Annotated in this window: 20 protein-coding genes, 1 tRNA gene and 1 pseudogene; 5 read left to right on the plus strand and 17 right to left on the minus strand. The window is 63.1% G+C overall.

Annotated features, from left to right (window positions below; translation table 11 throughout):
• Window positions 1-4: 4 nt before the first annotated feature.
• The 4 genes from AC1DYR_RS21040 to xylA are packed head-to-tail and all read right to left on the minus strand — an operon-like array spanning window position 5 to window position 4,856.
• A complete protein-coding gene (locus AC1DYR_RS21040) occupies window positions 5-967 on the minus strand; it encodes an ABC transporter substrate-binding protein (protein WP_477706805.1) in 963 nt (320 codons plus the stop codon).
• Between the two features lie 55 nt (window positions 968-1,022).
• Window positions 1,023-2,039 (minus strand): ABC transporter permease, encoded by a 1,017-nt coding sequence (locus AC1DYR_RS21045; RefSeq protein ID WP_477706806.1) that lies wholly within the window; start codon window positions 2,037-2,039, stop codon window positions 1,023-1,025.
• Window positions 2,020-3,507 carry a sugar ABC transporter ATP-binding protein gene (locus AC1DYR_RS21050; RefSeq protein ID WP_477706807.1) on the minus strand — a complete coding sequence of 496 codons (1,488 nt, stop codon included), beginning with the start codon at window positions 3,505-3,507 and terminating at the stop codon, window positions 2,020-2,022. Before AC1DYR_RS21050 ends, AC1DYR_RS21045 begins: the two co-directional genes overlap by 20 nt.
• A 23-nt stretch (window positions 3,508-3,530) precedes the next feature.
• A complete protein-coding gene (gene xylA, locus AC1DYR_RS21055) occupies window positions 3,531-4,856 on the minus strand; it encodes a xylose isomerase (protein WP_477706808.1) in 1,326 nt (441 codons plus the stop codon).
• Between the two features lie 155 nt (window positions 4,857-5,011).
• Between xylA and AC1DYR_RS21060 the strand changes: the two genes are divergently transcribed.
• Window positions 5,012-6,205: a XylR family transcriptional regulator gene (locus tag AC1DYR_RS21060; protein WP_477706809.1), complete on the plus strand. Its 1,194-nt coding sequence runs from the start codon at window positions 5,012-5,014 to the stop codon at window positions 6,203-6,205.
• A 21-nt stretch (window positions 6,206-6,226) separates the two neighbouring features.
• On the opposite strand, the gene AC1DYR_RS21065 is transcribed toward AC1DYR_RS21060, so the two are convergent.
• On the minus strand, window positions 6,227-7,297 hold the full coding sequence (locus tag AC1DYR_RS21065; RefSeq protein ID WP_477706810.1) for an amidohydrolase family protein: 1,071 nt from the start codon (window positions 7,295-7,297) through the stop codon (window positions 6,227-6,229).
• 517 nt (window positions 7,298-7,814) lie between these two features.
• On the opposite strand from AC1DYR_RS21065, the gene AC1DYR_RS21070 reads away from it, so the two are divergent.
• Window positions 7,815-8,813 (plus strand): NAD-dependent epimerase/dehydratase family protein, encoded by a 999-nt coding sequence (locus AC1DYR_RS21070; protein ID WP_477706811.1) that lies wholly within the window; start codon window positions 7,815-7,817, stop codon window positions 8,811-8,813.
• 86 nt (window positions 8,814-8,899) lie between these two features.
• Complete coding sequence (locus tag AC1DYR_RS21075; RefSeq protein ID WP_477706812.1) at window positions 8,900-9,877, plus strand: ABC transporter substrate-binding protein; 978 nt, start codon at window positions 8,900-8,902, stop codon at window positions 9,875-9,877.
• Between the two features lie 83 nt (window positions 9,878-9,960).
• Here AC1DYR_RS21075 and AC1DYR_RS21080 read toward each other — a convergent pair whose 3' ends face one another.
• From AC1DYR_RS21080 to AC1DYR_RS21110, 7 genes and pseudogenes are all read right to left on the minus strand, one after another.
• Window positions 9,961-10,908, minus strand: coding sequence for an SMP-30/gluconolactonase/LRE family protein (locus tag AC1DYR_RS21080; RefSeq protein ID WP_477706813.1), 948 nt, complete (start codon window positions 10,906-10,908; stop codon window positions 9,961-9,963).
• A 2-nt stretch (window positions 10,909-10,910) separates the two neighbouring features.
• Window positions 10,911-11,897 carry an ABC transporter permease gene (locus AC1DYR_RS21085; RefSeq protein ID WP_477706814.1) on the minus strand — a complete coding sequence of 329 codons (987 nt, stop codon included), beginning with the start codon at window positions 11,895-11,897 and terminating at the stop codon, window positions 10,911-10,913.
• Window positions 11,897-12,880, minus strand: coding sequence for an ABC transporter permease (locus AC1DYR_RS21090; protein WP_477706815.1), 984 nt, complete (start codon window positions 12,878-12,880; stop codon window positions 11,897-11,899). Before AC1DYR_RS21090 ends, AC1DYR_RS21085 begins: the two co-directional genes overlap by 1 nt.
• Entirely contained in the window at window positions 12,877-14,412 is a 1,536-nt protein-coding gene (locus tag AC1DYR_RS21095) for a sugar ABC transporter ATP-binding protein (RefSeq protein WP_477706816.1), read from the minus strand. The genes AC1DYR_RS21090 and AC1DYR_RS21095 overlap by 4 nt, the downstream gene beginning before the upstream one ends.
• 74 nt (window positions 14,413-14,486) lie before the next feature.
• Complete coding sequence (locus AC1DYR_RS21100) at window positions 14,487-15,590, minus strand: sugar ABC transporter substrate-binding protein (RefSeq protein ID WP_477706817.1); 1,104 nt, start codon at window positions 15,588-15,590, stop codon at window positions 14,487-14,489.
• A 253-nt stretch (window positions 15,591-15,843) separates the two neighbouring features.
• Window positions 15,844-16,000, minus strand: a pseudogene (locus AC1DYR_RS21105) (dehydrogenase); the annotation flags it as partial.
• Between the two features lie 66 nt (window positions 16,001-16,066).
• Complete coding sequence (locus tag AC1DYR_RS21110; RefSeq protein WP_477706818.1) at window positions 16,067-16,477, minus strand: helix-turn-helix domain-containing protein; 411 nt, start codon at window positions 16,475-16,477, stop codon at window positions 16,067-16,069.
• Window positions 16,478-16,602: 125 nt separating this feature from the next.
• Between AC1DYR_RS21110 and AC1DYR_RS21115 the strand changes: the two genes are divergently transcribed.
• Together AC1DYR_RS21115 and AC1DYR_RS21120 are read left to right on the plus strand one after the other, a co-directional pair.
• Window positions 16,603-17,295 carry a FadR/GntR family transcriptional regulator gene (locus tag AC1DYR_RS21115; RefSeq protein ID WP_477706819.1) on the plus strand — a complete coding sequence of 231 codons (693 nt, stop codon included), beginning with the start codon at window positions 16,603-16,605 and terminating at the stop codon, window positions 17,293-17,295.
• Between the two features lie 149 nt (window positions 17,296-17,444).
• Window positions 17,445-18,212, plus strand: a complete 768-nt coding sequence (locus tag AC1DYR_RS21120) for an SDR family NAD(P)-dependent oxidoreductase (protein ID WP_477706820.1) — start codon at window positions 17,445-17,447, stop codon at window positions 18,210-18,212.
• Between the two features lie 127 nt (window positions 18,213-18,339).
• On the opposite strand, the gene AC1DYR_RS21125 is transcribed toward AC1DYR_RS21120, so the two are convergent.
• The 5 genes from AC1DYR_RS21125 to rsmB form a co-directional block, all read right to left on the minus strand.
• A tRNA-Phe gene (locus AC1DYR_RS21125) sits at window positions 18,340-18,415 on the minus strand.
• A 60-nt stretch (window positions 18,416-18,475) separates the two neighbouring features.
• On the minus strand, window positions 18,476-19,156 hold the full coding sequence (locus tag AC1DYR_RS21130; protein ID WP_457282636.1) for a response regulator: 681 nt from the start codon (window positions 19,154-19,156) through the stop codon (window positions 18,476-18,478).
• A 67-nt stretch (window positions 19,157-19,223) separates the two neighbouring features.
• A complete protein-coding gene (locus AC1DYR_RS21135; RefSeq protein ID WP_477706821.1) occupies window positions 19,224-21,530 on the minus strand; it encodes a sensor histidine kinase in 2,307 nt (768 codons plus the stop codon).
• The gene (locus AC1DYR_RS21140) at window positions 21,527-22,189 is read right to left on the minus strand and encodes a DUF4390 domain-containing protein (protein ID WP_477706822.1); all 663 of its coding nucleotides are present in this window, start codon (window positions 22,187-22,189) and stop codon (window positions 21,527-21,529) included. Before AC1DYR_RS21140 ends, AC1DYR_RS21135 begins: the two co-directional genes overlap by 4 nt.
• The gene (gene rsmB, locus AC1DYR_RS21145) at window positions 22,170-23,507 is read right to left on the minus strand and encodes a 16S rRNA (cytosine(967)-C(5))-methyltransferase RsmB (RefSeq protein ID WP_477706830.1); all 1,338 of its coding nucleotides are present in this window, start codon (window positions 23,505-23,507) and stop codon (window positions 22,170-22,172) included. Before rsmB ends, AC1DYR_RS21140 begins: the two co-directional genes overlap by 20 nt.
• Window positions 23,508-23,620: the final 113 nt, after the last annotated feature.

Raw genomic sequence — 23,620 nt, forward strand, 5'->3', positions numbered from 1 at the left:
TGCCTCAGAACGGGGAATCGGGGAAGTAGTACTGCTTGGCGTTGTCCCTGGTCACCAGCACCGACGGGATGATGGTGGTGGCCGGCAGCTTCTCGCCCTTCACCCGCGCGGCGGCCGTGAGCTTCATCGCGTCGGCAATCATGGCGGGCGAGTAGGTGACGTCGGCCGTCACGATCTTGTCGCCGTCCATGACCTTCTTGATGTAGTCCTTGGAACCTGCGCCGCCCAGCACGAGCTTGACATCGGTTCGCTTGGCCTGCGCGATGGCCTTTTGCACGCCGACCGCCATGTCGTCGTCCGAGGCCCAGACGGCGTCGATCTGCTTGAAGCGGGTCAGGTAGTCCTGCATCACCTTGAAGGCATCGTCACGGTTCCAGTTGCCATGCTTGGCATCCAGAACCTTGATGTCGGGATAGTTCTTCATCACGGCCGTGAACGCGTCCACGCGCTGGTTGTCGATGACCGTGGGAATGCCCCGCAGTACTACGACGTTGCCCTTGCCGCCCAGGGCTTTGGCCATGTACTCGGCCGATACCTTGCCAAAGCCGGGGTTGTCGCCGGCAACGTAGGCGTCCTGCGCACTCACATCCGTCAGGCCACGGTCGACAACCGTGACGTACACGCCTTTGCCCTTGACCTGCGCGACCGGTTGCGTGAGCGGCGCCGACTCGAATGGCAGGATCACGAGAGTGTCGATCTTGTTGGCCGTTTGCAAGTCCTGTACCTGGTTGGCCTGTTCCGAAGCAGACCCGGCCGTCTTGATGGTGACTTTCAGGCCCGGGTACTGCTTTTCCAGTTCGGACTTGGTCCGGTTGGCCCAGTACACGACCCCGCCTGTCCAGCCGTGCGTGGCGGCCGGTATCGAAACGCCGATGTGGGGCTTGGTCTGGGCCATGGCGGAGGGTGCCGCACCCAGCGCCGCGAGAACTGTGGCGCCTGCGGCCATCAGACTTATCAGTGATTTCATGGTTTGTCTCCTTATGTTGTGAGAAACGGCAGCTTTGCCACCTGTGGGGAACCGGTTACTTGCGCCCGCGCTGGAAGAACGCGACGGCGATGATCACGAAGCCCTGCACCGCCGCGTTCAGGTACACACTGATGATGCTGGTCAGGTTGAGGATGTTGCCGATCACCGAGAGAAGTACGGCGCCGATTACGGTGCCGGTGATGCCGCCGGCGCCGCCGCGCAAGGCAGTGCCGCCGACGATGACCGCAGCGATGGCTTCCAGCTCCCACAGCAGCCCGGTGCTCGGCGAGGCCGAACCCAGGCGCGGCACATAGAGCACGGTGGCAATACCCACGCAAATGCCCAGCAACATGTATGTGAGCACCTTGACGCGGTCCACCTCGACGGCCGCGTAGCGCGCAACCTGCTCGTTGGAACCGATGGCCTGAACGTACCGGCCGAAAGCAGTGCGATTGAGAACGAGGCCGCCCAGTAATGCGACGGCGGCGAATACCCACACGGGTACCGGCACCCCCAGCCAGCTGCCGTAATACACCGGGCTGTAGATATCGACCAGTGCACTGTCGAGCGTGATAGCGCCGCCGTTGGAGAAGTAGGTCAGGTAAGCACGGAAAATGCCCAGCGTTCCCAGCGTCACGATGAAAGGCTCGATGCGTCCCTTGCTGATGAGCAGCCCATGGCCCAAGCCGAATAGCGCGCCAAGCACGACGGCAAAGGCCATGCCGGTCACCACGGCCGCCATGGGGTTCCAGCCGGCGCCTGCTGCCGCATTCATCAGCAGGATCGTGCTGCCCGCAATCAGCGCGGCCATGGATCCCACCGAGAGATCGATGCCGCCGGAAATGATGACGAAGCACATCCCCACCGCGATGATTCCGATGAAAGCCGTGCGGGTGAGCACGTTCATCGCATTGTCGAGGCTGGCGAAGTTCTCGTTGAGAATCGCACCCGCGATGCACATAAGTGCCAACCCGGCCAGTGGCCCGGCTCCCGTGAAAGAGGGCCATTTGCGCAGTGCCGGCCTGGCGACAGGCGCTGGAGCGGCGGCGGTATCAGTGGGTTCCAGTTGCATGGGCAATCAACAGTTCTTCGGACAGCTGGTCTTGCGCAAGCTCGGCAACAAGCCTGCCTTGCCGCATCACGAGGACGCGGTGGCAAAGGCCGATAAGTTCAAGCAGTTCGGAAGACACAACGATGATCCCGCGGCCTTCGCTCGCCAACCGCTGGATCAGGAAATAGATATCGCGCTTGGCGCCGACGTCGACCCCTCGCGTCGGCTCGTCCAGCACCACGACTTTGGGATCGGGTTGTAACACCCGCGCGAGCGCCAGTTTCTGCTGGTTGCCGCCGGACAGGGCGGAAGCAGGCATGTCGGAGCGTTGCGTGCGGATGCCAAATGCCGCAGTCGCAGCCGAGAGGGCCGACTGTTCGCGTTGCGGGTCGAGCAGCGGCTTCGCATAACGCTCCAGCGCCATCAGTGTGAGGTTCTGCGCCAGCCCCATGCGCAGGTGCAGGCCGCGCGTCTTGCGGTCCTCGCTGAGATACGTGAGACCCAGCCGTGCGGCCGAACGCGGATTGCGCCGCGTCCAGGTTTTGTCTGCCACCTGCACAGATTCCGCGCTGGAGGGGCGCAACCCCAGGAGCCCTTCGAACAGTTCGGTCCGGCCCGCACCGACCAGCCCTGCAAAGCCAAGCACCTCTCCGGCGCGCACCTTGAAGCTTGCGTCGTGGCACCACCCGGGTACGGTCAGGCCTTTCACGTCCAGCAGGACGGGCGCGCCGGCCGCCACGGGAAGCCTTCCCGGAAAGAGATCGGCCAGTTCGCGCCCCACCATCAGGCTCGCCATCTGCTGGCGCGTCACGCTCTGCGTGGACCGGCGAGCCACGAAGCGCCCGTCGCGCATGACGACCACCTCGTCGGTGATGCGCTCGACTTCGTCCAGCTTGTGGGAAATATAAAGGATGGTGGAGCCTGCCGCTCTCAGTTGCCCGATGAGGGAAAACAGGCGCTCGGTCTCGGAGGGCGTCAATGTGGCGGTGGGCTCGTCCATCACCAGTACGCGCGCGCGCCGGCTGAGCGCGCGAGCGATCTCCACCAGCTGTTTCTCGGCCACGATGAGGTCGCCCACGCGGCGCGAGGGGCTGCAATTCAGGCCAACCTGGCGCAATGCAGCGCCGGCCTCCCTGGCCATCAGGTCCTCGTCCAGCAGCCCGTAGCGCTTGCGCTCATGGCCGAGGAAGATGTTCTGCGCAATGGTGAGGTCATCAGCAAGGTTGAACTCCTGATGGATCATCACCACACCAGCCGCTTCGGCCTCGCGCGGCCCCTTGAAACGCACGACATGCCCGCCCACCTCCACCACGCCTTCGCTGGCGGCCTCGTAGCCGGCCAGGATCTTCATCAGCGTCGACTTGCCGGCGCCATTTTCTCCAAGCACCCCGTACACCCGGCCCGGCGCGAGTTCGAAACTGACTCCATGCAGTACCTGCACGGGGCCGAAGCTCTTGCTCACGTCCTTGAAGCCGACCGTCAAACTCACTGAGTGCTCCTGCGTTCGGTTCTTCAGGCCGCGCCGGCGAAGATAGCGGCATTGACCCGGTTTTCCAGCCACTCCTGACGGCCGCTCACAGGCTTGGGCCGAAGATCGTTGACGAAGGCATGTTCGGCGAGCTGGCTGAGGCTCATGTCGCCCGTGATGATGCGCCGCCCCAGTTCACCGTCCCAGTTCGCATAGCGCTGCTGGCGGAACTGCTCGAGCTCGCGGGACTCCATCAAACGCGCGGCGCTCTTGAGCGCCAGCGCCAGCGCATCGATCGCCCCCACATGCCCGTGCAGAATGTCAACCGGGTCCATGCTCTGGCGCCGCACCTTTGCGTCGAAATTGAACCCGCCGCTGCCGATCCCGCCGGCGCGCAAGACTTCGTAGAGTGCCAGCGTGAGGTCCTCCACGCTGTTGGGAAACTGGTCGGTGTCCCATCCGTTCTGCGGGTCGCCACGGTTGGCATCGATGCTGCCGAAAATTCCGAGGGCAGCAGCAGTTGCAATCTCGTGCTGGAAGCTGTGGCCCGCCAACGTGGCGTGATTGGCCTCGATGTTGAGCTTGATCTCCTTTTCCAGGCCGAACTCCTTCAGGAAGCCATACACAGTGGCGCTGTCGAAGTCGTATTGGTGTTTGGTCGGCTCCAGCGGCTTGGGCTCGATAAGCAGTTGCCCTTTGAAACCGATCTTGTGTTTGTGGTTCACCACCAATTGCATGAACCGGCCCAGCTGCTGGCGCTCGCGCTGCAAATCGGTATTGAGCAGGGTGTCATAGCCTTCGCGCCCGCCCCACATCACGTAGTTGGCGCCGCCAAGCTGCTGCGTGGCATTGAGTGCGCTGAAAACCTGCGTCGCCGCGTACGCGAAGACGTCGGGGTCCGGGTTGCTCGCTGCGCCGGCTGCGTAGCGGGGATGGCTGAACAGGTTGGCAGTCCCCCACAGCAGCGAAATGCCTGTTTCTTTCTGCTTCTGGGCGAGCACATCCACCATCGCCGACAGATTGCTGCGGTACTCGGCCAGGTTCGCGCCTTCCGGCGCCACATCGGTATCATGGAAAGTGTAGAACGGGACATCGAGCCGGGAAATCAGGCCAAAGGCTGCGTCCGCTTTCTTCCGCGCCATCGTCAACTCGTCTCCACCGGCATGCCACGGCCGCGCAAACGTGCCTTGTCCAAAGACATCGCTGCCAGGCCACACGAAGGTGTGCCAGTAGCAGACGGCGAGCCGCAGGTGCTGTGCCATCGGCTTGCCTAGCACGACGGCACTGGCGTCATAGTGACGGTAGGCCAGGGGCGTCGTAGCCTGAGGGCCTTCATAGCGTACGGGTTCGATGGATTCGAGAAAGTTCATGTTTGTGGTGGGTAACAGCTTCCAATGGTCCCATCCTAGAACCGTCGGACTTCGCCCGCGATTGCGAAATTCGCGAGGGTGGCTTGCGAAATTGCTTTCTGCAGCGCAGCAATCTGTCCGATATGCCGGTATCCTCATGGTCAACCGACCCGACCATGAAATCGTCAATACGTCAAAGTGGCCCCACCGTGCTGCGCGTGGCATTGCTCTTCCATGCGAGCAAGGTGTACGACCGCGAGATCATCACGGGCATCGGCGACTATGTGAACCACACGCGTGTCGCCTGGGATCTCTTCCTTGAAGAGGATTTCCGCTTTCGGCTTGACGGCATCCACGACTGGGACGGCGACGGGATCATCGCGGACTACGACGATCCGGCCGTGGCGCACGCTCTCACAGGGGTACGCGTACCTGTCGTCGCCGTCGGGGGCTCCTACGAGGATCCCGCGTGCTACCCCGTCAATGTGCCGTACGTTGCGACGGACAACCGCGAACTGGTCACGCATGCGCTGACCCACCTGGTGGAGTCCGGGCTTTCCCGCTTTGCCTGTTACAGCCTGCCGGAATCGCCGCTCAACCGTTGGGCCCAGGAGCGCGAGAAAGCGTTCACCGCCCGGCTTGCCCGCGATGGGCTGACTGGTGAGATCCACCGAGGCCTGGCAACCAGCGCGCCCACATGGGGCAGCGCGACAAGAAGACTGCTCTCCTGGCTGAAAAGCCTGCCCAAACCCGTTGGCATAGTCGCCGTCACGGACGCACGCGCACGGCAGGTGCTGCAGGCGTGCATCGTCGGCGCAATCGCCGTTCCCGACGAAGTCGCCATCATCGGGATCGATAACGACACACTGGGCCAGCACCTGACGAGAATCCAGCTCAGCTCGGTCAGCCAGGGAACGCATGAAATGGGTCATCGCGCGGCGCACCTGTTGCACCAGGCCCTGGGCGGCTCGCCGGTGAACGATGTGCGTGTGGTCGTGCCCCCGGCCGGCGTGCATTCGCGCGCGTCCACCGCGCGCGATGTCGAACACAGCGCAACCGTGATGCGCGCTCTCCATTACATCCGCCAATACGCCTGCCAGGGCATCAAGACAGAGCAGGTTGCCGAAACGGTGGGGCTTTCTCGCTCATCGCTGGAGATGTACTTTCGCCGCGAGTTGAAACGCTCCGTCCATGACGAAATCCTGCAGCACAAGTTGCAGCGTTGCTTTCAATTGCTCAGCAACACGCAAATGGGCATCGATGACATCGCGCGGGCGAGCGGCTTTCGTTCCGTCCAGTACCTCAATACAGTGTTCAAGCGGGAACTCGGGGCAACGCCGGCTTCATGGCGGGAAAGCCGCCGGAGCTGAGCCGGCAGCTTCTCTGGTCCGCTACGCCTTGTGCCGGCGATAGAACGCGAGGGCGTTCTTGAACATCACGTTGTCGCGCACGCCGGCACCGAACGGGGCCAGATACGCCTCGGCGATGGCGATCTGTGCCTCAAAGGTCCCATGCAGGGTGATTACCGGCCAGTTGCTGCCCCAGATCAGGCGGTCCTTGCCGAACGCGGACATCAGTACGTCGAAGTGCGGCTTGTAGGAAGCGAGGTCAGTGGGAGACGGAAAAACCACGTCGCCGGGAGCGTACATGTCATAGAACGACGAAAACTTCATGTGCAGATTCGGGCACTCGCTGGCGAGGCGGCGAACGTCGGACGCCCAGGTGGGGTCCACCGCCGGCCCGGTTGCGCCGCCCAAATGGTCGATGATGATGCGCAGATTGGGCACCGCGATACAAAGCGCCTGCACCTGGCTCCTCGGGTTCTTGGTCCCCCGGCTGATGATGTCGAGCGTCATACCGCGCGCTGCCAGGTCGCGCAGGCTGGTGAGCTGTGCCGCACTGAGCGTGATGCCCTCGGCCGGGCCGGTGAGATAGCCGCGGATTCCCACAAAGCGCGGGTCCGCTGCGAAACGCGCGAGGTCAGCGGAAAAGTTCGGCGCGCCAATCTCGAGGTTCCCGACGAAGAACGCGTAAAACGGATCGTTCCTGGTGAGGTCGAGGACCCACTGGTTGTCCTGAACGATGCCGCTCGCTTCCACGATCCCGGCCGCCACCACTCCTTGGGACCTGGCAAACGCGCTGTACTCTGGTGGCAGCACGTCGCGAAAGATCGGCCCTTCCGCCGCTGTAGGCCATGGCACACCGCCGGGCCGCGTCATCTGCCAGAAATGAATATGCGTCTCGACGATGGGCCGTTTGCCGGGCGGGGCGTTGCGTTCGGCGGATTCGATCGCAGCCTGCAGCGGCTGATCGACGGCACCACGCCCCCCGTACGCCGCTGCGAGCCACGTCATGCCAGCGGCGCCGCCGCTGCCGCGCAGTGCCTCAGGCCTTTGCTTACTGTCTCCTTCATGGTCTTCTCCTTGTCGGGTTGATGGGTGTTCCGGAACGAACCCTGTCATACGGTAAGTCAGTGATGGCTGACACAGTGTTGACACTGATCGAAGCGCCATTGAACGGTGACACGTCTCCGGCAGGATCACGGATCAGGGTAAGACCAATATTACATATGTGTCAATATTGGCCTGACCAATCAAAATCGCAGACCCGCGAAGCCCGCCAAAAAGCAACGGTGGATCGGAAATAACCGGCACCTTCCAGGCTATCGGTTTTCACTCGGTGCAAGTGCCCGAACGCAGTGTCCCGGAGAGAATCGGGGGTGGCGCGGGCGTCGTAGAGAGCCGCCACCCTCTCTAATCGGTGAAGGCTCGCGCCCGGGGCCAAGTCCATTTTCTTTCCTGCCGGCCTGGCCATGTCGTTTGCAGCAAAGTCTTTCTCCTCTGAAACGCACAGCCAGGAGAACAACTCCGGAATCGATATAGATTGCAACCCATACGAATTCGTGTATGGATCAAACCCAAAACATGATCGCCAAAGCGGGGCCAGCTTGCTATCATCCGCGCCATTCTGAGGGCCCGAATGCAATCAACTTCTTCCGGACTCCTTCTCGTCACGGGTGCCACCGGCAAGGTGGGCCACACGTTCATCCAGCGAGTGCTGGAGGACGCCAGTCTTGAGCGCTTCCGCGTGCGGGCGCTCTGCCACAACCGTGTGTTGCAGCCCCGCGAACGCCTGGAGTGCGTGCGAGGTTCCATTCAGGATCGCGCGGACGTGCAGCACGCGCTCGAAGGCGTGACACACGTGCTGCACCTGGCCACAAGCAAGGAAACGCCGGACGAGGTGATGGATGTCGCCGTCAAGGGCATGTTCTGGTTGCTCGAGGGCTGCCGGACAAGCACCACCTTCCGGCAATTCGTGCTGGTCGGCGGCGACGCCGCTGTCGGGCATTTCCACTACGCGCACCCCGTACCGGTGGTAGAAAACCAGCCGCATACCGCCTACCCTGGATGCTATGCCCTATCCAAAGTACTGGAAGAAGTAATGCTCCAGCAGTACCAGGTCCAATATGACCTGAACGGCTGCTGCCTGCGTGCACCCTGGATCATGGAGAAAGACGATTTCCGCTTCACTTTGTCCTTCGGCGACGACGTGTTCGGAGGCCCGCGCTGGCGGGACCTGGTGACACAGAGCGAAGCGCGCGACCATGTACGCAGCGGCGCCGTCCCGGTGATGCTTGATCCGGATGGGCAACCGGTGAAGCGCAACTTCGTCCATGTGTGCGATCTTGTGGATGCCATCTTGCTGGCCCTGGACGCACCACGCGCCCGGCAGCAGCTGATGAACGTGTGCATGGACGAGCCGCTCGACTATGGCGAGCTTGGCACATACCTGGCACGCACGCGGGGCCTGCCGCTCGTGCCAGTCCGCACACCCTACCGCTCCACGTGGCTGGACAACACCAAGGCGAAGTTCCTGCTGGGCTGGCGCCCCCAGTTCGACATGGCCCGGATGGTCGATTCCGCGTGGACGTACCAACGAGCGCCCGACGATCCTCGCGTGGTCTGGTATCCCGGCTGAGTTCAGCCGCCCGCTACAGCACCGGGCGGTCATTAAGGCAAGAGTGCTGCACCCGATCGAACAGATACGAAGACAGGAGACACAAGATGAACCCGATGAAACGACGCAGCTTTGCCGCCATCATGGCGGCCGCTGGCCTGGCATACGCCTGGGCGACACCGGCCTGGAGCCAGGCGAAAGGCAAGAAGCTGGTGATCGGCTTCGCGCAGACCGGCGCCGAAAGCGAGTGGCGCACAGCCAATACGGACTCCGTCAAGGCCGCCGCCAGCGCGGCCGGCTATGAACTGAAGTTCTCTGACGCGCAGCAGAAGCAGGAGAACCAGATAAAGGCAATCCGGTCCTTCATCGCCCAGAAGGTGGACGTCATCATCCTCGCGCCGCTCGTCACGACCGGCTGGGATACCGTGCTGCGGGAGGCCAAGTCCGCCAAGATTCCCGTCATTCTGGAAAGCCGCAGTGTGGTGGTGAAGGATCCCTCCACCTGGACCACCTTTGTGGGCTCGGACTTCGTCGAGGAGGGCCGGCGCGCCGCGCAATGGTTGCTTGAGCACACCAAGAGCGCCACGGGCGACGTGAACATCGTCGAACTGCAGGGCACCGTGGGCTCCGATCCCGCGATCGAACGGAAGAAAGGCTTCGAGGAAGGGCTCAAAGCCAACCCGCGCTACAAGATCATCCGCTCACAGACCGCCGACTTCACCCGCGCCAAGGGCAAGGAAGTCATGGAGGCCTTCCTCAAGGCTGAAGGCAAGAAGGTCAACGTGCTGTACGCACACAACGACGACATGGCCATCGGCGCGATTCAGGCCATCGAGGAAGCGGGCCTGAAGCCGGGCAAGGATATCCTCGTAATCGGCGTGGATGCGGTCAAGGGCGCCTTCGAGGCGATGATCGCCGGCAAGATGAATGTCAGCGTGGAGTGCAACCCCCTGCTTGGTCCCCAGCTGATGGAAGCGGCGGCCAAAGCCGCCGCCGGTCAGACGCTGCCGCGCTGGATCAAGTCGCTCGAGGGCGTGTTCCCGGCCGAAGTGGCTGCCAAGGAATTCCCGAACCGCAAGTATTGACACTGACAGCCGGGCCCGCTGCAAGCCACGGCGGCGGGCCCAGCTGCAGCCCGTCATTCTCAGAGTCGCCGCGACGTTTTGAGCTACACCAGACTGCGTGCCCAGGCACCAGACGTCGCCAGGTAGCAGGTGTACAGCGACGTCGTGGCCGTGATGAAGAGGCGGTTACCTCGCTGCCCGCCGAACTCTACATTGGCCACCGGCTCGGGAACGAGGATCCGGCCAAGCAGTTCGCCCTGCGGCGAGAAGCAATGCACGCCGTCTCCGGCGCTGGTCCACACATTACCGCGCAGGTCCACGCGAAAGCCGTCCGGTATCCCGGCATCCACGGTGGCGAAGACTTCGCCGCCTCGCAGCCGGCCGCCAGCTGCCGCTTCAAACACCCTAATATGTCGCGGCCCCTGCGGATCATGCGATGCCCCGGAGTCCGCCACATACAACCGCATGCCGTCCGGAGAAAACGCCAACCCATTGGGCTGCACGAAGTCCGTGGCGGCGGCTTCCACCCGCCCGCTCCCGGCGTCGACACGAAACACGTAGCGGCCACCGTACTCAGGCTCGGCCGCATAACCCTCGTAGTCGGAGAGGATCCCGTAGGTCGGGTCGGAGAACCACACGGCGCCATCGGACGCGACAACAGCGTCATTCGGCGAGTTCAGTCGCTTGCCTTCAAAAGCGCTTGCGATCACGGTGCGCCTGCCATCGAGCTCGGTGCGGCTGACGCAGCGCGTGCCATGCTCGCAGCTGATAAGACAGCCTTCGCCATCGCGGGTATGGCCATTGGCGAAGTTGGAAGGCCTGCGAAACTCCACTACGCGGCCCTCGCCTGCGCCGTCGGGCACCCACCGCAGGATGCGGTTGTTGGGGATGTCGCTGAACAGCAGGAAGTCGCCGGCCGGGAAATACACAGGGCCCTCCGCCCATCGCGCGCCGGTGAAAATTTTCTCTACAAAGCCGTTCGGCGGAACCAGTCCTCGAAAACGTGCATCGTGCAGCAGGAAATCGCCCCGGATGCCGTAGCGTTCAGCCACGGTCACCTCACCTTGGCCGAGCGGCCGTAAAGAAGCAACATACACAGGATCAGCGCGCCATAGATGATCTGGCGGCCGGCTTCGGGCATCTGCAGCACCGCGAGCACGCTTTGCAGGAGCACGATGAAGACGACGCCTGCGACAGTGCCCAGATAGCTGCCGCGGCCGCCCAGGATGTTGGTGCCGCCCAGCACGACCGCGGCGATCGCGGGCAGCACATACGGATCGCCCATGGCCTGGTAGGCATTGGCAGAATAGCCGGCAAGCAGGATGCCAGCGAGTGCTGCCAGCGCACCGCAGGCCACGAAGCACAGCACGATGACTTTGCCGGTACGCACGCCGGACAGGTAGGCCGCACGCTCGGTGTTGCCGATGATGTAAACGTAGCGGCCGATGGCCGTGCGCGTCAGTACCAGGTAGAACAGCAATGAGACGGCCACCCAGGTCCACACCGCATTGGGCACGCCCATCGTCCTGCCGACGCCCAGTGCACGCATCAACTCGGTGGCGCCGTGCACCGGTGCATGCCCGCCTGAGTAAAGGACCATCAGGCCCTGCAGCACGGCGTTCGCGCCCAGCGTGAAAATCATCGAAGGGATGCGCAGGATCGCCACCCCCAACCCATTGACCAGGCCGATCAGCGCGCCGCAGGCGATGCCCGCGGGGATCGCCCAGCCGGCGCCATAGGTGGCACCCGCGGCGGCGGCCATCATCGCCCCGGTGGTGATGGTCCAGGGCACCGACAGGTCAATGTGGCCCAACAGGATGACGGCCATGAGCCCGGCGGCTGTGATGCCAAGGAAGGCAGCGATCTGCAGTTGCAACAGCAGGTAGCCCGGCATCAGGAAGTTGCTGTTGACGGCGCTGGCGGCCAGAAGAAGGGCCAGCGAACACAGGGCCACCATGGCCGGCGGATTCAACAGCAGTCGCTGGAACACACGCTTGCTGCTGGCGGCGGGGCGCGGGGCGTCAACGGAGAGGCTGGTCATCAGAACAGGTCCAGACGGTTTCGCAGGCGAAGCACGTGCAGAGCGCCGACGCATACAGCAGCCAGTAGGATGAGTCCTTCGAACAGCGGCTGCCAAAGCGCAGGCGCATTGAATACGAACAGCAGATCGCCAATGGTGCGCAACACGAAGGCACCCAACACCGATCCCACCATACCCCCTGCGCCCCCATAGAGCGAGGTTCCGCCGATCACGACCGCCGCGATGGAATTGAGGGTGTACAGGCCCGCCTGCGGCGAGCTGGCCTCGCCCGACAGGGAGATCAGCGACAGCAGCAACCCGGCAAGCCCGGAAAGCAGTCCCGCGGCGGTGTACGCGATGAATTTGGCTCGCTGCGACGGAACGCCCGAAAGATAAGCCGCCTGCTCGGACGACCCCACGGCATAACAGGCGCGGCCGATGACCGTGCGCCTGAAGGGTATCCAGCCCAGCACGATGACCACGGCCAGCAACACCAGCGTTGTGGGAATCGTGCCGAAGAGACGACCGGTCAGCGCGTCTGACAAGCCCTCGCTGACCTCCCCGCCCGGCGCAGGACGCAGCAGCAAGGCCAGGCCGAAGAACACTGCGCCCGTGGCGAGCGTGACGATGATCGGCTGCAGGCGTCCGAATACGACGATTGCACCATTCAGGGCACCGGCCGCCGCCCCGCAGGCCAATACCAGCACCACCCCAAGTGCCACTTGCCAGGGCGCACCGTTCACCACGACGGAGGCCAGGCAACTGGTGAGCACCATCACCATCCCCACGGAGAGGTCCAGGCCGCGCGTGATGACAGGCAGGGTCTGGGCCATCGCAACGATGGCCAGCAGCGCCGCCTTGTTCGAGGCCGTGGTGACGATGCCGACCGATATCGAACGTGGATGCTCGAGCAGGTACAGCGAAAACATCAGGATGAACACCACCAGCGCACCCAGCGGACCACTGTTGCGGCGCAGCCCTCGCAGCCATTCTTCCCTGTTCATGTGACGGCCTCCGGTTCGGTCGAAGCGAGGGATACGTTGAGGGATGAGGCCACAATCGCCTGCTCGGTGATCTCCTCCGCGACAAGCGTGCGCGCGATGCGTCCTTCGTACATGATCAGGACGCGGTCCGCCAGGCCGATCAGTTCTTCGTAGTCGGTGGAGTAAAGCAGGATGGCCACGCCCTGGGAAGCAAGCTGGCGCAACAGGACATAGATTTCCTGCTTGGTGGCCACATCGATGCCGCGTGTGGGATCGTTCAGCAGGAGCACGCGCGGCTGGGTCATCAGCCACTTGGCGATCACCACCTTCTGCTGGTTGCCCCCGGACAAGGTCTGTACCGGGTCTTCCACGGAACCGATCTTGATGCGCAATTTGTCCACCATCTGCGCCACCGCCGCCTGCTCGGCCCCCGAGCTGAGCAGGCCGTAGCGCGTGAGCGCCTCCAGCCGGGCAAGGCTCGCATTCTCACGGATGCTCATGGGCAAGACCAACCCCTCGGTCTTGCGATCCTCCGGGATGAGGGCGATCCCCAGCCCGGGTTGCTTGCATATGTGTGGTGCCAGATTGGCGACCGGTTGATCAAAAACCTGGATTTCGCCGTGCACACCCTTGAGCACGCCGAAAAGCGCCAGCAGCAATTCGCGCTGCCCCTGTCCGTCCAGCCCTCCCAGGCCGACGATCTCGCCTCGCAGAATCTCCAGCGAAATGTCCCGGAGGCTGGGCTCCCAGCCCAAGGACTTGACCGTGACAGCCGGTCGCGCATCCGTGGCCGGACCGGTCTTGGGCGGGTACGACTTGGCGACGTCACGGCCGATCATGAGTTGCACCACTTCAGCGTCGGACCGCGTACCGTTGGCAAACGTGTCGACGCGGCGACCACTGCGAAAGACCGAACAGGTACCGGCGAGCGCCTTGACCTCGTGCATGCGGTGCGAGATGAACAGCGCCGCGACACCCTGGTCCCGCAGACTGAAGAGAAGGCGGTACAGGCGTTCCACGTCTTCGCTGCTGAGGGCGGAGGTCGCCTCGTCCAGGATGAGCAGGCGCGGCTGCGCGCCTAGCGCTTTGGCAATCTCGACGACCTGCCGGCGGGACAGCGGCAGGTCGCGCACTCGGTCCATGGGGTGAATGTCGCCGCAACCCAACAACGAGAGCAGCTCGGTAGCTCGCTCTTGCTGAGTCTTGGCGTCGATCAGGCCGTACTTCATCGGGGGCCTGGACAGGAAAATGTTGTCGCACACGGACAAGTCCGGGACCAGCGACAGTTCCTGGAACACACAAACGATGCCGCGCTCGCGCGCAGCGTTCGGAGAGTCCAGCCGCAGTTCCTTGCCGTCCAGCAGGATGCGGCCCGCGTCGGGCTGGACCACGCCGGCAATGATCTTGATCAAGGTCGACTTGCCGGCACCGTTCTCGCCCAGCACAGCGTGGATTTCACCTGCCGTACAAGCAAAGTCCGCGCTGTCAAGCGCACATACGCCGCCGTAGTGCTTGGTGATGCCCTGGAGTTCGAGCAAGGGGTTCTGGGTCACGGAAAGAAAAGCCTCCAAACAGGAAAAAAGCCGGGCGCGGCACACAGCCCGGCGTCAAAACTCCAAGGCTGATCTCAGGTATTTCCCTCGCTCTGCTTCATGATGTCCGGCGCCGTCAGGTTGATGTTGCAAGGCGGAAACTCGTTGGCCACGTAAAAGGTGTCGGGCAAATCCGGGTAGAAGTTCTTGCCGGGCGCCATGTCCTGGTACTCCACATAGGGGATGGGCACCGAGATGTACTGCGGCAGCTTTTGGCCTTGCAGTGCGGCGATGGCCGCCTTCAGGGCCACCGAGACCAGGCCAGGCGACTGCGCGGCCGAAGCGCCTTTGAGGCCGTCCTTATGGTACTGATGGACCATCTTGCGAAAGCCATTTTCCCCTTCCGCACCGATGGGCACGAACGGGTGCTTGGCCTCGATCAGCGCACGAATGGTGCCGTTGGATCCGGCCTGCGTGTAGATGCCGTTGAAGCGGCCATGCACGGCAATCGCGTCGGCCGCTACCTTCTGCGACGTGCCGTCGTCCCAGTTGCCCACCACTTCGATGATCTGGACCTGTTTGTGCTTGTCCATGATCTCGCGGAAGCCCAAGTGGCGGTCGCGGTCCACCGAGTTGCCCGGCAGGCCGCGGATCTCCAGCACCTTGCCGCTGGTCACGCCGTTCTTCTCCAGCCAGCGGCCCATCAGGCGGCCCATTTCCAGCTGGTCTTCGTTCACCTGAATCACCTCGTCGGTGTCGAGCACGTTGTCGAACGGGATCAGCACGACGCCAGCCTCCTTGGCACGCTTGATCACCGGCTTGAACGAGGTGGGCGACACCGCGATCGTGAGGATGGCGTCGAAGCCCGCGTTGATGAAGTTGTCGATGGCGCCCAGCTGCGCAGCCACGTCCGTGCCGGTGGACACGACTTTCAGCTCCTTGATGTGCGGCTTCATCTCCGGCGTTGCCGCATAAGCCTTCAGCGACTTGATCATCTGGATGCGCCAGCTGTTGCCGGCATAACCATTGGCCAGAGCGATGCGGTAAGGTCCCTTCTTGGCCGGGTACTGGATCGTCTTCGTGTTGCCGGAGAACGGCTTGAAGCAGGCCGGCTCGTAGGTCTGGGCCAACGCCGGCGCGCCCAGGCCGGCCAGCGTCGCGGCCGCACCCGCAGCCAGAATATCTCGTCTCGTTTGCATGCTTGTCTCCTGTTTAGAGTGTGCCGGTCTGTGAAGCCGGCGAGCTGACAACGGCGCAGGATTGCGCGAAGCATTTGGCCAGGCCAAAACTTGACCAATTCATTTTTGGTCTGGCCATAACGGACCGCATCAGGGCTTTCCCTTGACTTGCGCCGCTTCGAAGGCTGCGTCGCCCCCCAGGACCCAAGGCGCCGCAGGCGGGGCAGCCTGCCTGCGACACCAACACCGGCGGCGAGCTCCAGGAGCGGGGCGACATGACAGTCCGGAAGTCCTCGACCGTTGCGTTGCGGCTGCCAGGTAACGTAACGTGGCTTCGCGCTTGTGGAACTCAGGATCGAAGAGAGTAATGCTGTCGCAGACGACGGAAACGAGGACGCACTTTCCACGTGGGCGAGGAACCGGAACCCGCGTTTTTTCACAGATCACGTCAGCATGATTGGCCTTGTGCTGTGGTCAGACCGGTAACTATATATCTGCTAATTTGGACTGACCACTCTCGGCGGCGAGCTTTCGAACCTCGGAAAACCTGGGGAGACCCCCAGCAGCGGAAGCGGTACTTTCGCAGCCTCTGATATTCCGTTCAAAATTCGTTCCGGCATCTCTCCATCAAACAAGGCCGGCCCGGCCAGGCGGTCGACCCAGTCCAGAAGCTGCATGCCGCAGTACACCACGTGGCGCCCACGAATGGTGATGCGCAGTCCCCGGCGGTGGCGCTGGAAGACGGGCTCCCCCACCGCGTCCTCGAAAGCCTTCAGCCGGTGGCTGGCGCCCGACAGGGACAAGTGGCAGCGGCGCGCAGCTTCCGACAATGAACCGGACTCGGCGCAAAGCACCACGAGCCGGATCGAAGCGAGGTCAAAGCGTTGAAGGTTGATAGATTTGGTCATGCCAATTTTTTGAATGTATCAATTTTGGTCTGACCAGACAAGGTTTTTCCACCACAACTTACTGGCCATGACCACGCAGGGGGCACCGCCCGACGGTATGATCCTTTCGTTACACCTTCCCCGCCATGAGAGTTACCAAGCCTGCCGAACCCCGTCGCCTGTATCAGCAGATCGCCGATCAGATCAGGGAACTGATCGCCAAAGGATCGTTCCAGGTCGGCGACCGTCTGCCGGCCGAGCGCGAGCTGGCATTGCTCCTGGGCGTGTCCCGCCCTTCGCTGCGCGAGGCATTGATCGCCCTGGACGTCCAGGGCAGTGTCGAGATCCGTGGCGGCTCGGGTGTCTACGTCTGCCCGCAGCCCAAACGCACTTCCGGGAAGGCCACACCCGCACTCGGCGAAAGCCCAAGGGAACTGATGCAGACGCGCTCCGCCCTGGAGAGCGCGGTGGTGATCCTTGCCTGCGCGCGCGGCACCCCTGAGCAGCTCAAGCAGCTCAGGACGATCGTCACGAGAATGCGGGCTGAAACGGATCGCAACCGTGCCCCGCTGAATCTTGATCGGCGCTTTCACACGACGCTTACGCAGATGAGTGGTAATTCGGTTATGGCCCGCATCATCGCCGAGTTGTTCGATGAGCGGCACAGCCCGATCTCGGCCAAGCTGTCTTCGAAATACGAAAACCCGCGCACCTGGAAGGCTGCGCTGAAGGAACATGAAGCTATTCTCAGCGCTCTGGATGCACGCGATCCGATAGCCGCACAGGCTGCCATGCTCGCCCATCTGCGCGCCTCCGAGCAGCGTTGGGTGGGGGACTGACCCCGTCCCCGGAGGCGTGCATCCATGAGCGCACGATGCGCAGATTGCTATCGCTCGCGCCGGAAATTGAATTGGTGCCGGGCCCGACTCGGGCCTAGCATCGCGCGTGCACCCCGCCGCTGTACATCGCCATTCAGGAGACGATTCACATGAACATGCAAACCCGCTACCCCAGCCTGAAGGACCGGTCTGTCCTCATCACCGGTGGGTCGACCGGCATCGGTGCCACCCTGGTGCGGCAGTTCGCGGCACAGGATGCGGAGGTCGGGTTCATCGACATCGACGTGGACAACGCGCTCGCCCTTCAGGCAAGCGTGGCGAAGGAGCTCGGCAAGCGCGTGCATTTCATGCGCGGCGACGTCACCGACACTGACGAAATGCGCCAGGCGATCCAAGTGCTTCGCTCCCAGATCGGGCCGATCCGGGTGTTGCTGAACAACGCGGCCAACGACGAGCGACACCTGATCGAGGACACGACACCGCAATCCTGGGACGCGGGTGTCGCGGTGAACCTCAAGCACCAGTTCTTCGCGGCGCAGGAAGTCGCGCCAGACATGAAAGCGCTTGGCGGCGGCTCCATCGTCAACTTCGGCTCGGTCAGCTGGATGCTCAAGCAAGGCGGCATGCCGGTTTACACCACCTGCAAGGCGGCCGTGCAAGGGCTCACCAGGAGCCTGGCGCGAGACTTCGGGCCCTTCCGCATTCGGGTGAACACCCTGGTGCCGGGTTGGACCATGACAGAAAAGCAGCTGCGGCTGTGGGTCACACCCGAGTCCAAGGCGGAACTGGCCCGCGCGCAATGTCTGCCCGGGGATCTCATGCCTGAACATATTGCGAAGGCAGCAATGTTCCTGGCTTCTGATGACAGCGAGATGATGACTGCGCAAGATTTGGTCATCGACGGGGGCTGGACATGAGCGACGGGCCAATCGAAGGCTGTTGAATTCCGTCGAAATCTGACATGGGCGGTCCCACCAGGATGATAGCGACGCCCCAGAACTGAAAAAGCCCCTGAATCCGTTAGGAATCAAGGGCTTGCGCATCTGGTGGCCTGGGGCGGAATCGAACCACCGACACAAGGATTTTCAATCCTCTGCTCTACCGACTGAGCTACCGGGCCTGAGCCTCAGATTATATATCACCCGAAAAGGGGTGTCCGGCCCCCTTGGGTCCTTCAAGGTCAGACGCCGCGTTTGCCGCGGGTCAGATCCACGCCGAGTTGCTTGAGCTTTCGGTAGAGGTGGGTACGCTCAAGGCCGGTTTTCTCCGCCACACGGGTCATGGAACCGCCTTCCTTGGCCAAATGAAATTCGAAGTAGGCTTTTTCAAATTCGTCACGCGCGTCGCGCAATGGTTTTTCCAGCAGAAAACTCTGCGTGGCCTGCGGGCCCAGATCAACAGGCGTCGGCAAGGTCCCGCCGGTCATCACGGCTTCTACAGTGAGGTCGGCTGCGTGTGCCGCAGGGCTGCTGTTCATTACGGCGGGTTTGCGGGGAGCCGCCTTGGTGAGGCCCTGCTCCACGGCCTTCAGGAGCTTTTGCAGCGTGATGGGTTTCTCAAGAAACGCCATGGCGCCGATCTTGGTAGCCTCGACTGCCGTATCGATCGTGGCGTGGCCGCTCATCATGATGACGGGCATGGTCAGCAGGCCACTGGAGGACCACTCCTTGAGCAGCGTCACGCCGTCAGTGTCGGGCATCCAGATGTCCAGCAGCACCAGGTCGGGCCTGGAGCGTCCGCGGGCGGCGCGGGCCTGAGCGGCGTTCTCGGCGAGCTCGACCTGATGCCCTTCGTCATTAAGAATTTCTGAGAGAAGGTCGCGTATGCCCAGCTCATCGTCGACCACCAGAATATTTGCCATGATTGAATTGCTGCCTGCCTGTTATTGCGAATGCCGTGCGGATATCGAAGTGTTACTGAATGTGTTGTTAAGCCACAACTGCAAATGATAACGACACTTGTGCCCCTTGCACCAAACCGTCTGCCACGCGGTTCGAAATATCGATGCGGGCTCCGTGTTCATCTGCGATTTTTTTGACGACCGCGAGCCCCAGCCCCGTACCCTTGACCTTGGTCGTGACGTAGGGCTCGAACGCGCGTTTGAGGATGTGTTCGGGGAAGCCCGTTCCGTTGTCGCGCACCGTCAGACGCACACGCCTGGACGTTTCAGAGTATTCGGTCTTGAGCGTGACCCGTCCGTCCTCCTTGCCTTCCTGCGCATCCTGGGCGTTCTGCAGCAGGTTGTGGATGACCTGGCGCAGTTGCTGATCGTCACCCTGGATTTTCGGGGCCTTGGGGTCCAGCTCGGTGACCACCGGAACCGCGGCACTGCCGCTGCGCAGTTCGCTGTGACCGTCACTGAGGTAGAGCTGCATCACGTCGTTGATCAATGCATTGAGATCAACAGGCTTGAGTTCGGCCGCCGGCAGGCGGGCGTAGTCGCGGAATTCATTCACAAGCCGCTTCATCGCGTCCACCTGGTCGACGATGGTCTTGACGGATTTGGTCAGCAGCAGTTGCTCAGGCTCGCCGACCTTGCCGGTGAGTTTCATTTCGAGGCGCTCAGCCGACAGCTGGATGGGCGTGAGCGGGTTCTTGATCTCGTGGGCCAGGCGGCGTGCCACCTCGCCCCACGCCTGCGCGCGCTGGGCCGACACCATTTCGGAAACATCGTCAAATACCAGCAAAAATTCTTCGGTACCCGGCATCTTGGCACCACGGGCGATCAGCGTGATGGCGTTGTCGGGCGCACCGGGCACGGCCGCGTTGAGCTCAAAAGACTGCTGCCAATGTTCAAGCCCGTGCGGCGCACCGTCGCTGAGGTAATCGGTGAACTGGGCCAGCACATCTTTGGCAAACAGGCCCAGGCCTGGCACTTCGCCCAGCGACTTTCCGTGGTACGCCGCCAGCGGCGCACGCAGGATGCGGGTAGCCCCAGGGTTGCTGGACTGGATGCGGCCATGCACATCCAGCACGATCACACCGGCGGTGAGGTTGTCCAGAATAGTCTGCAGGTTGGCGCGTGCGGCGTCAACCTGGCTCATGCTTTGCTGCACTGCCGAGCGGGCATCGGCCAGCTGCTGGGTCATATCGGCGAAAGAACGCGTGAGCCCGCCCAGCTCGTCCTTGCCCTGCAGGGCGGCCTTGGGTGTCAAGTCGCCCTGAGCCACCTGGCGCACGCCCTCCGCCAGCACCAGCAGCGGCTTGGCCAGCTGGTTGCCCAGCACCACGGCCAGCAGCACCGCGCCGAACACGGCCAGAAATAGGCTGAGCGTGAGCGTACCTATATACATCTTGCGCAGGCCGCCGCGTGCCAGCGCGCGCTCCTGGTATTCGCGGTTGGCCTCCTGGACAGCGACAGCATTGGCCACCAGGCCCTCAGGCAACAGCTGTGTTACCTGCAAAAACCGGGCATCCCCCAACACATTCACGTTGGGGTTGTTCACCACGGCAATCGCTTTGACACGCGCAACGGCCCCCGGCGCGGTGCCGGCAGCCCCACCTGCGGCCAGCTCACCGTTGCCGGCAGACACCACCTCATCGAGGCCTTCAATCTGCGTGACGACGCGCTGCGTGCGTGCTGCACGCAGTTGCTGTACTGAGGGGCGTTCGGGTTTCAGCAGAAATCTCGACTCCCCTGCGCTGGCCATCACTTGGCCCGAGGGGCTCCAGAGCACCACATCGCTGGCCTGGAGCTGGTCGCGCAGGCGTTCAAGTGCGAGGCCGGCCATGGCGTCCGGCGTCTCGGCAATCTGGGTAGCCGCCTGTCGTGTCTTGTTGCCAAGGTCGGCGGCCAGCGTGTCCAGCGTGGCCCGGCCCAGGTTCAACCCGGCCGCCAGCGCCCCCTCCACTTCCACGTCAAACCAGCTTTCAATGGACCGCGACACAAACTGGTAGGACACCACATAAATCATCAGCCCCGGCATCAAGCCGACCAGCGCAAAGATGGCGGCCAGCTTGACGAGCAGCCGGCTGCCGAAGCGGCCGCGGTAAAGCCGCAGGGCAAGGCGCGCCACGATCCATCCGATGACCAGCAGCAGCAAGCCGGCAACGGCCACGTTGAGCACGAAGAGCAGCGCGTAGTTGCGCTCGTACAGCTCGCGATTGCCGGTGGCCTGCGTCAGCAGGAACATCAGTACCAGGCCGAGCGCCGCGATGGCCCCCACGCCGACACCGACCGTCCAGCGAAAAGCCTTGCTGCTCTTGAGGGAGCCGCCGCTGACCTGCAGGTTCACTTGACGCCCTCGGCGCTGGAGACCACGGGCGTGGCGGGCTCCAGTTTCAGCCGCTCCCTGACCTGCGCGGAGATATTCCAGTCTTTTTGCCCGGCCACCCCGATCTGGAAGGGGCGCGGCAGCTGTGTCAGGTCAAGCCTGAAACTGAAATCAAGCTTGTGGGCGGCGTCGGGGTCGACCTCTGCTGCGTCGGCGATTTTCCAGCGCGCCACGCGCTGGATGGCAGAAAGAGCCTCGGGAAGGGTTTCGTAATTCTGGTTCAGTGTGGCGCGCAGGCCCGCCGAACTGGTGATGAGGCCCGAAGCGATGTTGACGCGCCAGCGGCGGGTCAGTGGCTGGTAAGCCAGGCGAACGGTACGGGCCGCACTGGCCACGCGCGGGTCCGTCCAGTACCAGCGGTCGCGGTAAATGTCGGCTTCGACCACAAAGAACATCGGGATACCCTTGAGCAGGGCGTCTTCCACCACCGCCGGAAGCTCAAACCGGACCTGCGCAGACAGGTGAACACCATCGTCACCGCGCTCCACGCGCAGCTGCGTGATCTCGGTGGCCGACGCCGGTCCCGGTGCGGCCATCGCGATGCAAAGGCACAGCCCGGGCAGGAAACGCCTCACGACGCCCACCACACGCCGCCAGCCGTCAGCGGCTGCGCTTTTCAAGGAGGGCGTAATAGAAACCGTCGTGTTCACGCATCAAATTGTCCGGGAAGACCGTCGCTCCAGCGCCACTTTGGGGAAGCAAATGCCCCGGCGAAGGCTTTAATAAGGCGTCGGTGTGGTGCGTAAGAAACGTTTGTATCTGGTTGTCGCCTTCCGCGCGAAAAACTGAACAGGTGCAATACAGCAGGCGCCCGCCGGGCTTGAGCAAAAGCCAGAGCGTTTTCAGCAAATGCGCCTGGATGTCGGCCAATTGAGCGATGTCCGTGGGCCGGCGCAGCCAGCGTACATCCGGGTGGCGCCGCACGATGCCCGAAGCCGTACAGGGCGCGTCCAGCAAGATCGCGTCGAATGCCTGCCCATCCCACCAGGAATCAGGCTGGCCGGCATCGCCGACACGGATGTCAGCCTGCAGACCCAGGCGGTGCAGATTCTGCTTCACGCGTTCGCAGCGGCGCGCGTCGATATCCAGCGCCGTCACATCGCAATCAGCGAATTCAAGCAAGTGGGCGGTTTTGCCTCCGGGTGCAGCGCATGCATCCAGCACTTTCAGCCTTCCGGTTTCCCCGGCCCCGGTACTTAGACCTTCCAGGAGCAAAGGCGCAGCCAGCTGCGCCGCAGCGTCCTGCACAGAAAAATGCCCCTCGGCAAAACCCGGCAACGAGCTCACGGCCTGCGCGCGGGCGAGGATCACCCCCTGCTTGCCAATCGGAGTTGCTTCAATATTGATAGCTGCCAGCGATTGCTGGTATTGGGCTTGAGTCGTTTTTCGTTCATTAATGCGCAAGATCAGCGGTGCCTGGGTATTGTTGGCCTGCAGAATGGCCTGCCAGTCCCCGGGGTGGTCCTTGCGCACCCGGTCTATCCACCACTGGGGATGGTTCCACACGGCCTGCGGGCTTTTTTCGGTACGCGCCACCAGTTCGTCACGCTCGCGCAGAAACCGGCGCAGGCACCCATTGATAAAGCTGGCCTGGTGCTGTGTAGCGTCGCCGCGCTTGGCGGCTTCAACGGCCTGGTCGACCAACGTGTGCGCCGTGTAGGGCGCGTCATGCTCAGCCCAGATCAAGGCCAGCGCGACACACAGCAGCGCATCCGCCTCGGGCGGCGGCGGGCGACGCGCCAGTTGCTGGCGCAAGGCCTCGGCGCGGCCCAGCCAGCGCAGGGTGTGAAAACCCAGCGCCTGAACGCCGGGCCGCAACGCGGCGTCCACATCTTCCAGCGCGGCGGTCATGGACTGGCCGTCGCGCACGGCCATTAAAAGGGAAGCAGCGCCCTGAAGCTGGCGCCACAGGGGGACTTGGGTCGGGTTGTCTTGCATCTGTCTCACGTCTGCCGCCCGGAGCGGGCGGCCACCCTCTATTAGACCAGTGGCTAGGCAGACCACACGAAATGCCAGCATGAGCCCCGGAACCGGCTTTGCCGGGCCGTAGG

The sequence above is a fragment of the Polaromonas sp. P1_F9 genome (assembly GCF_056405615.1).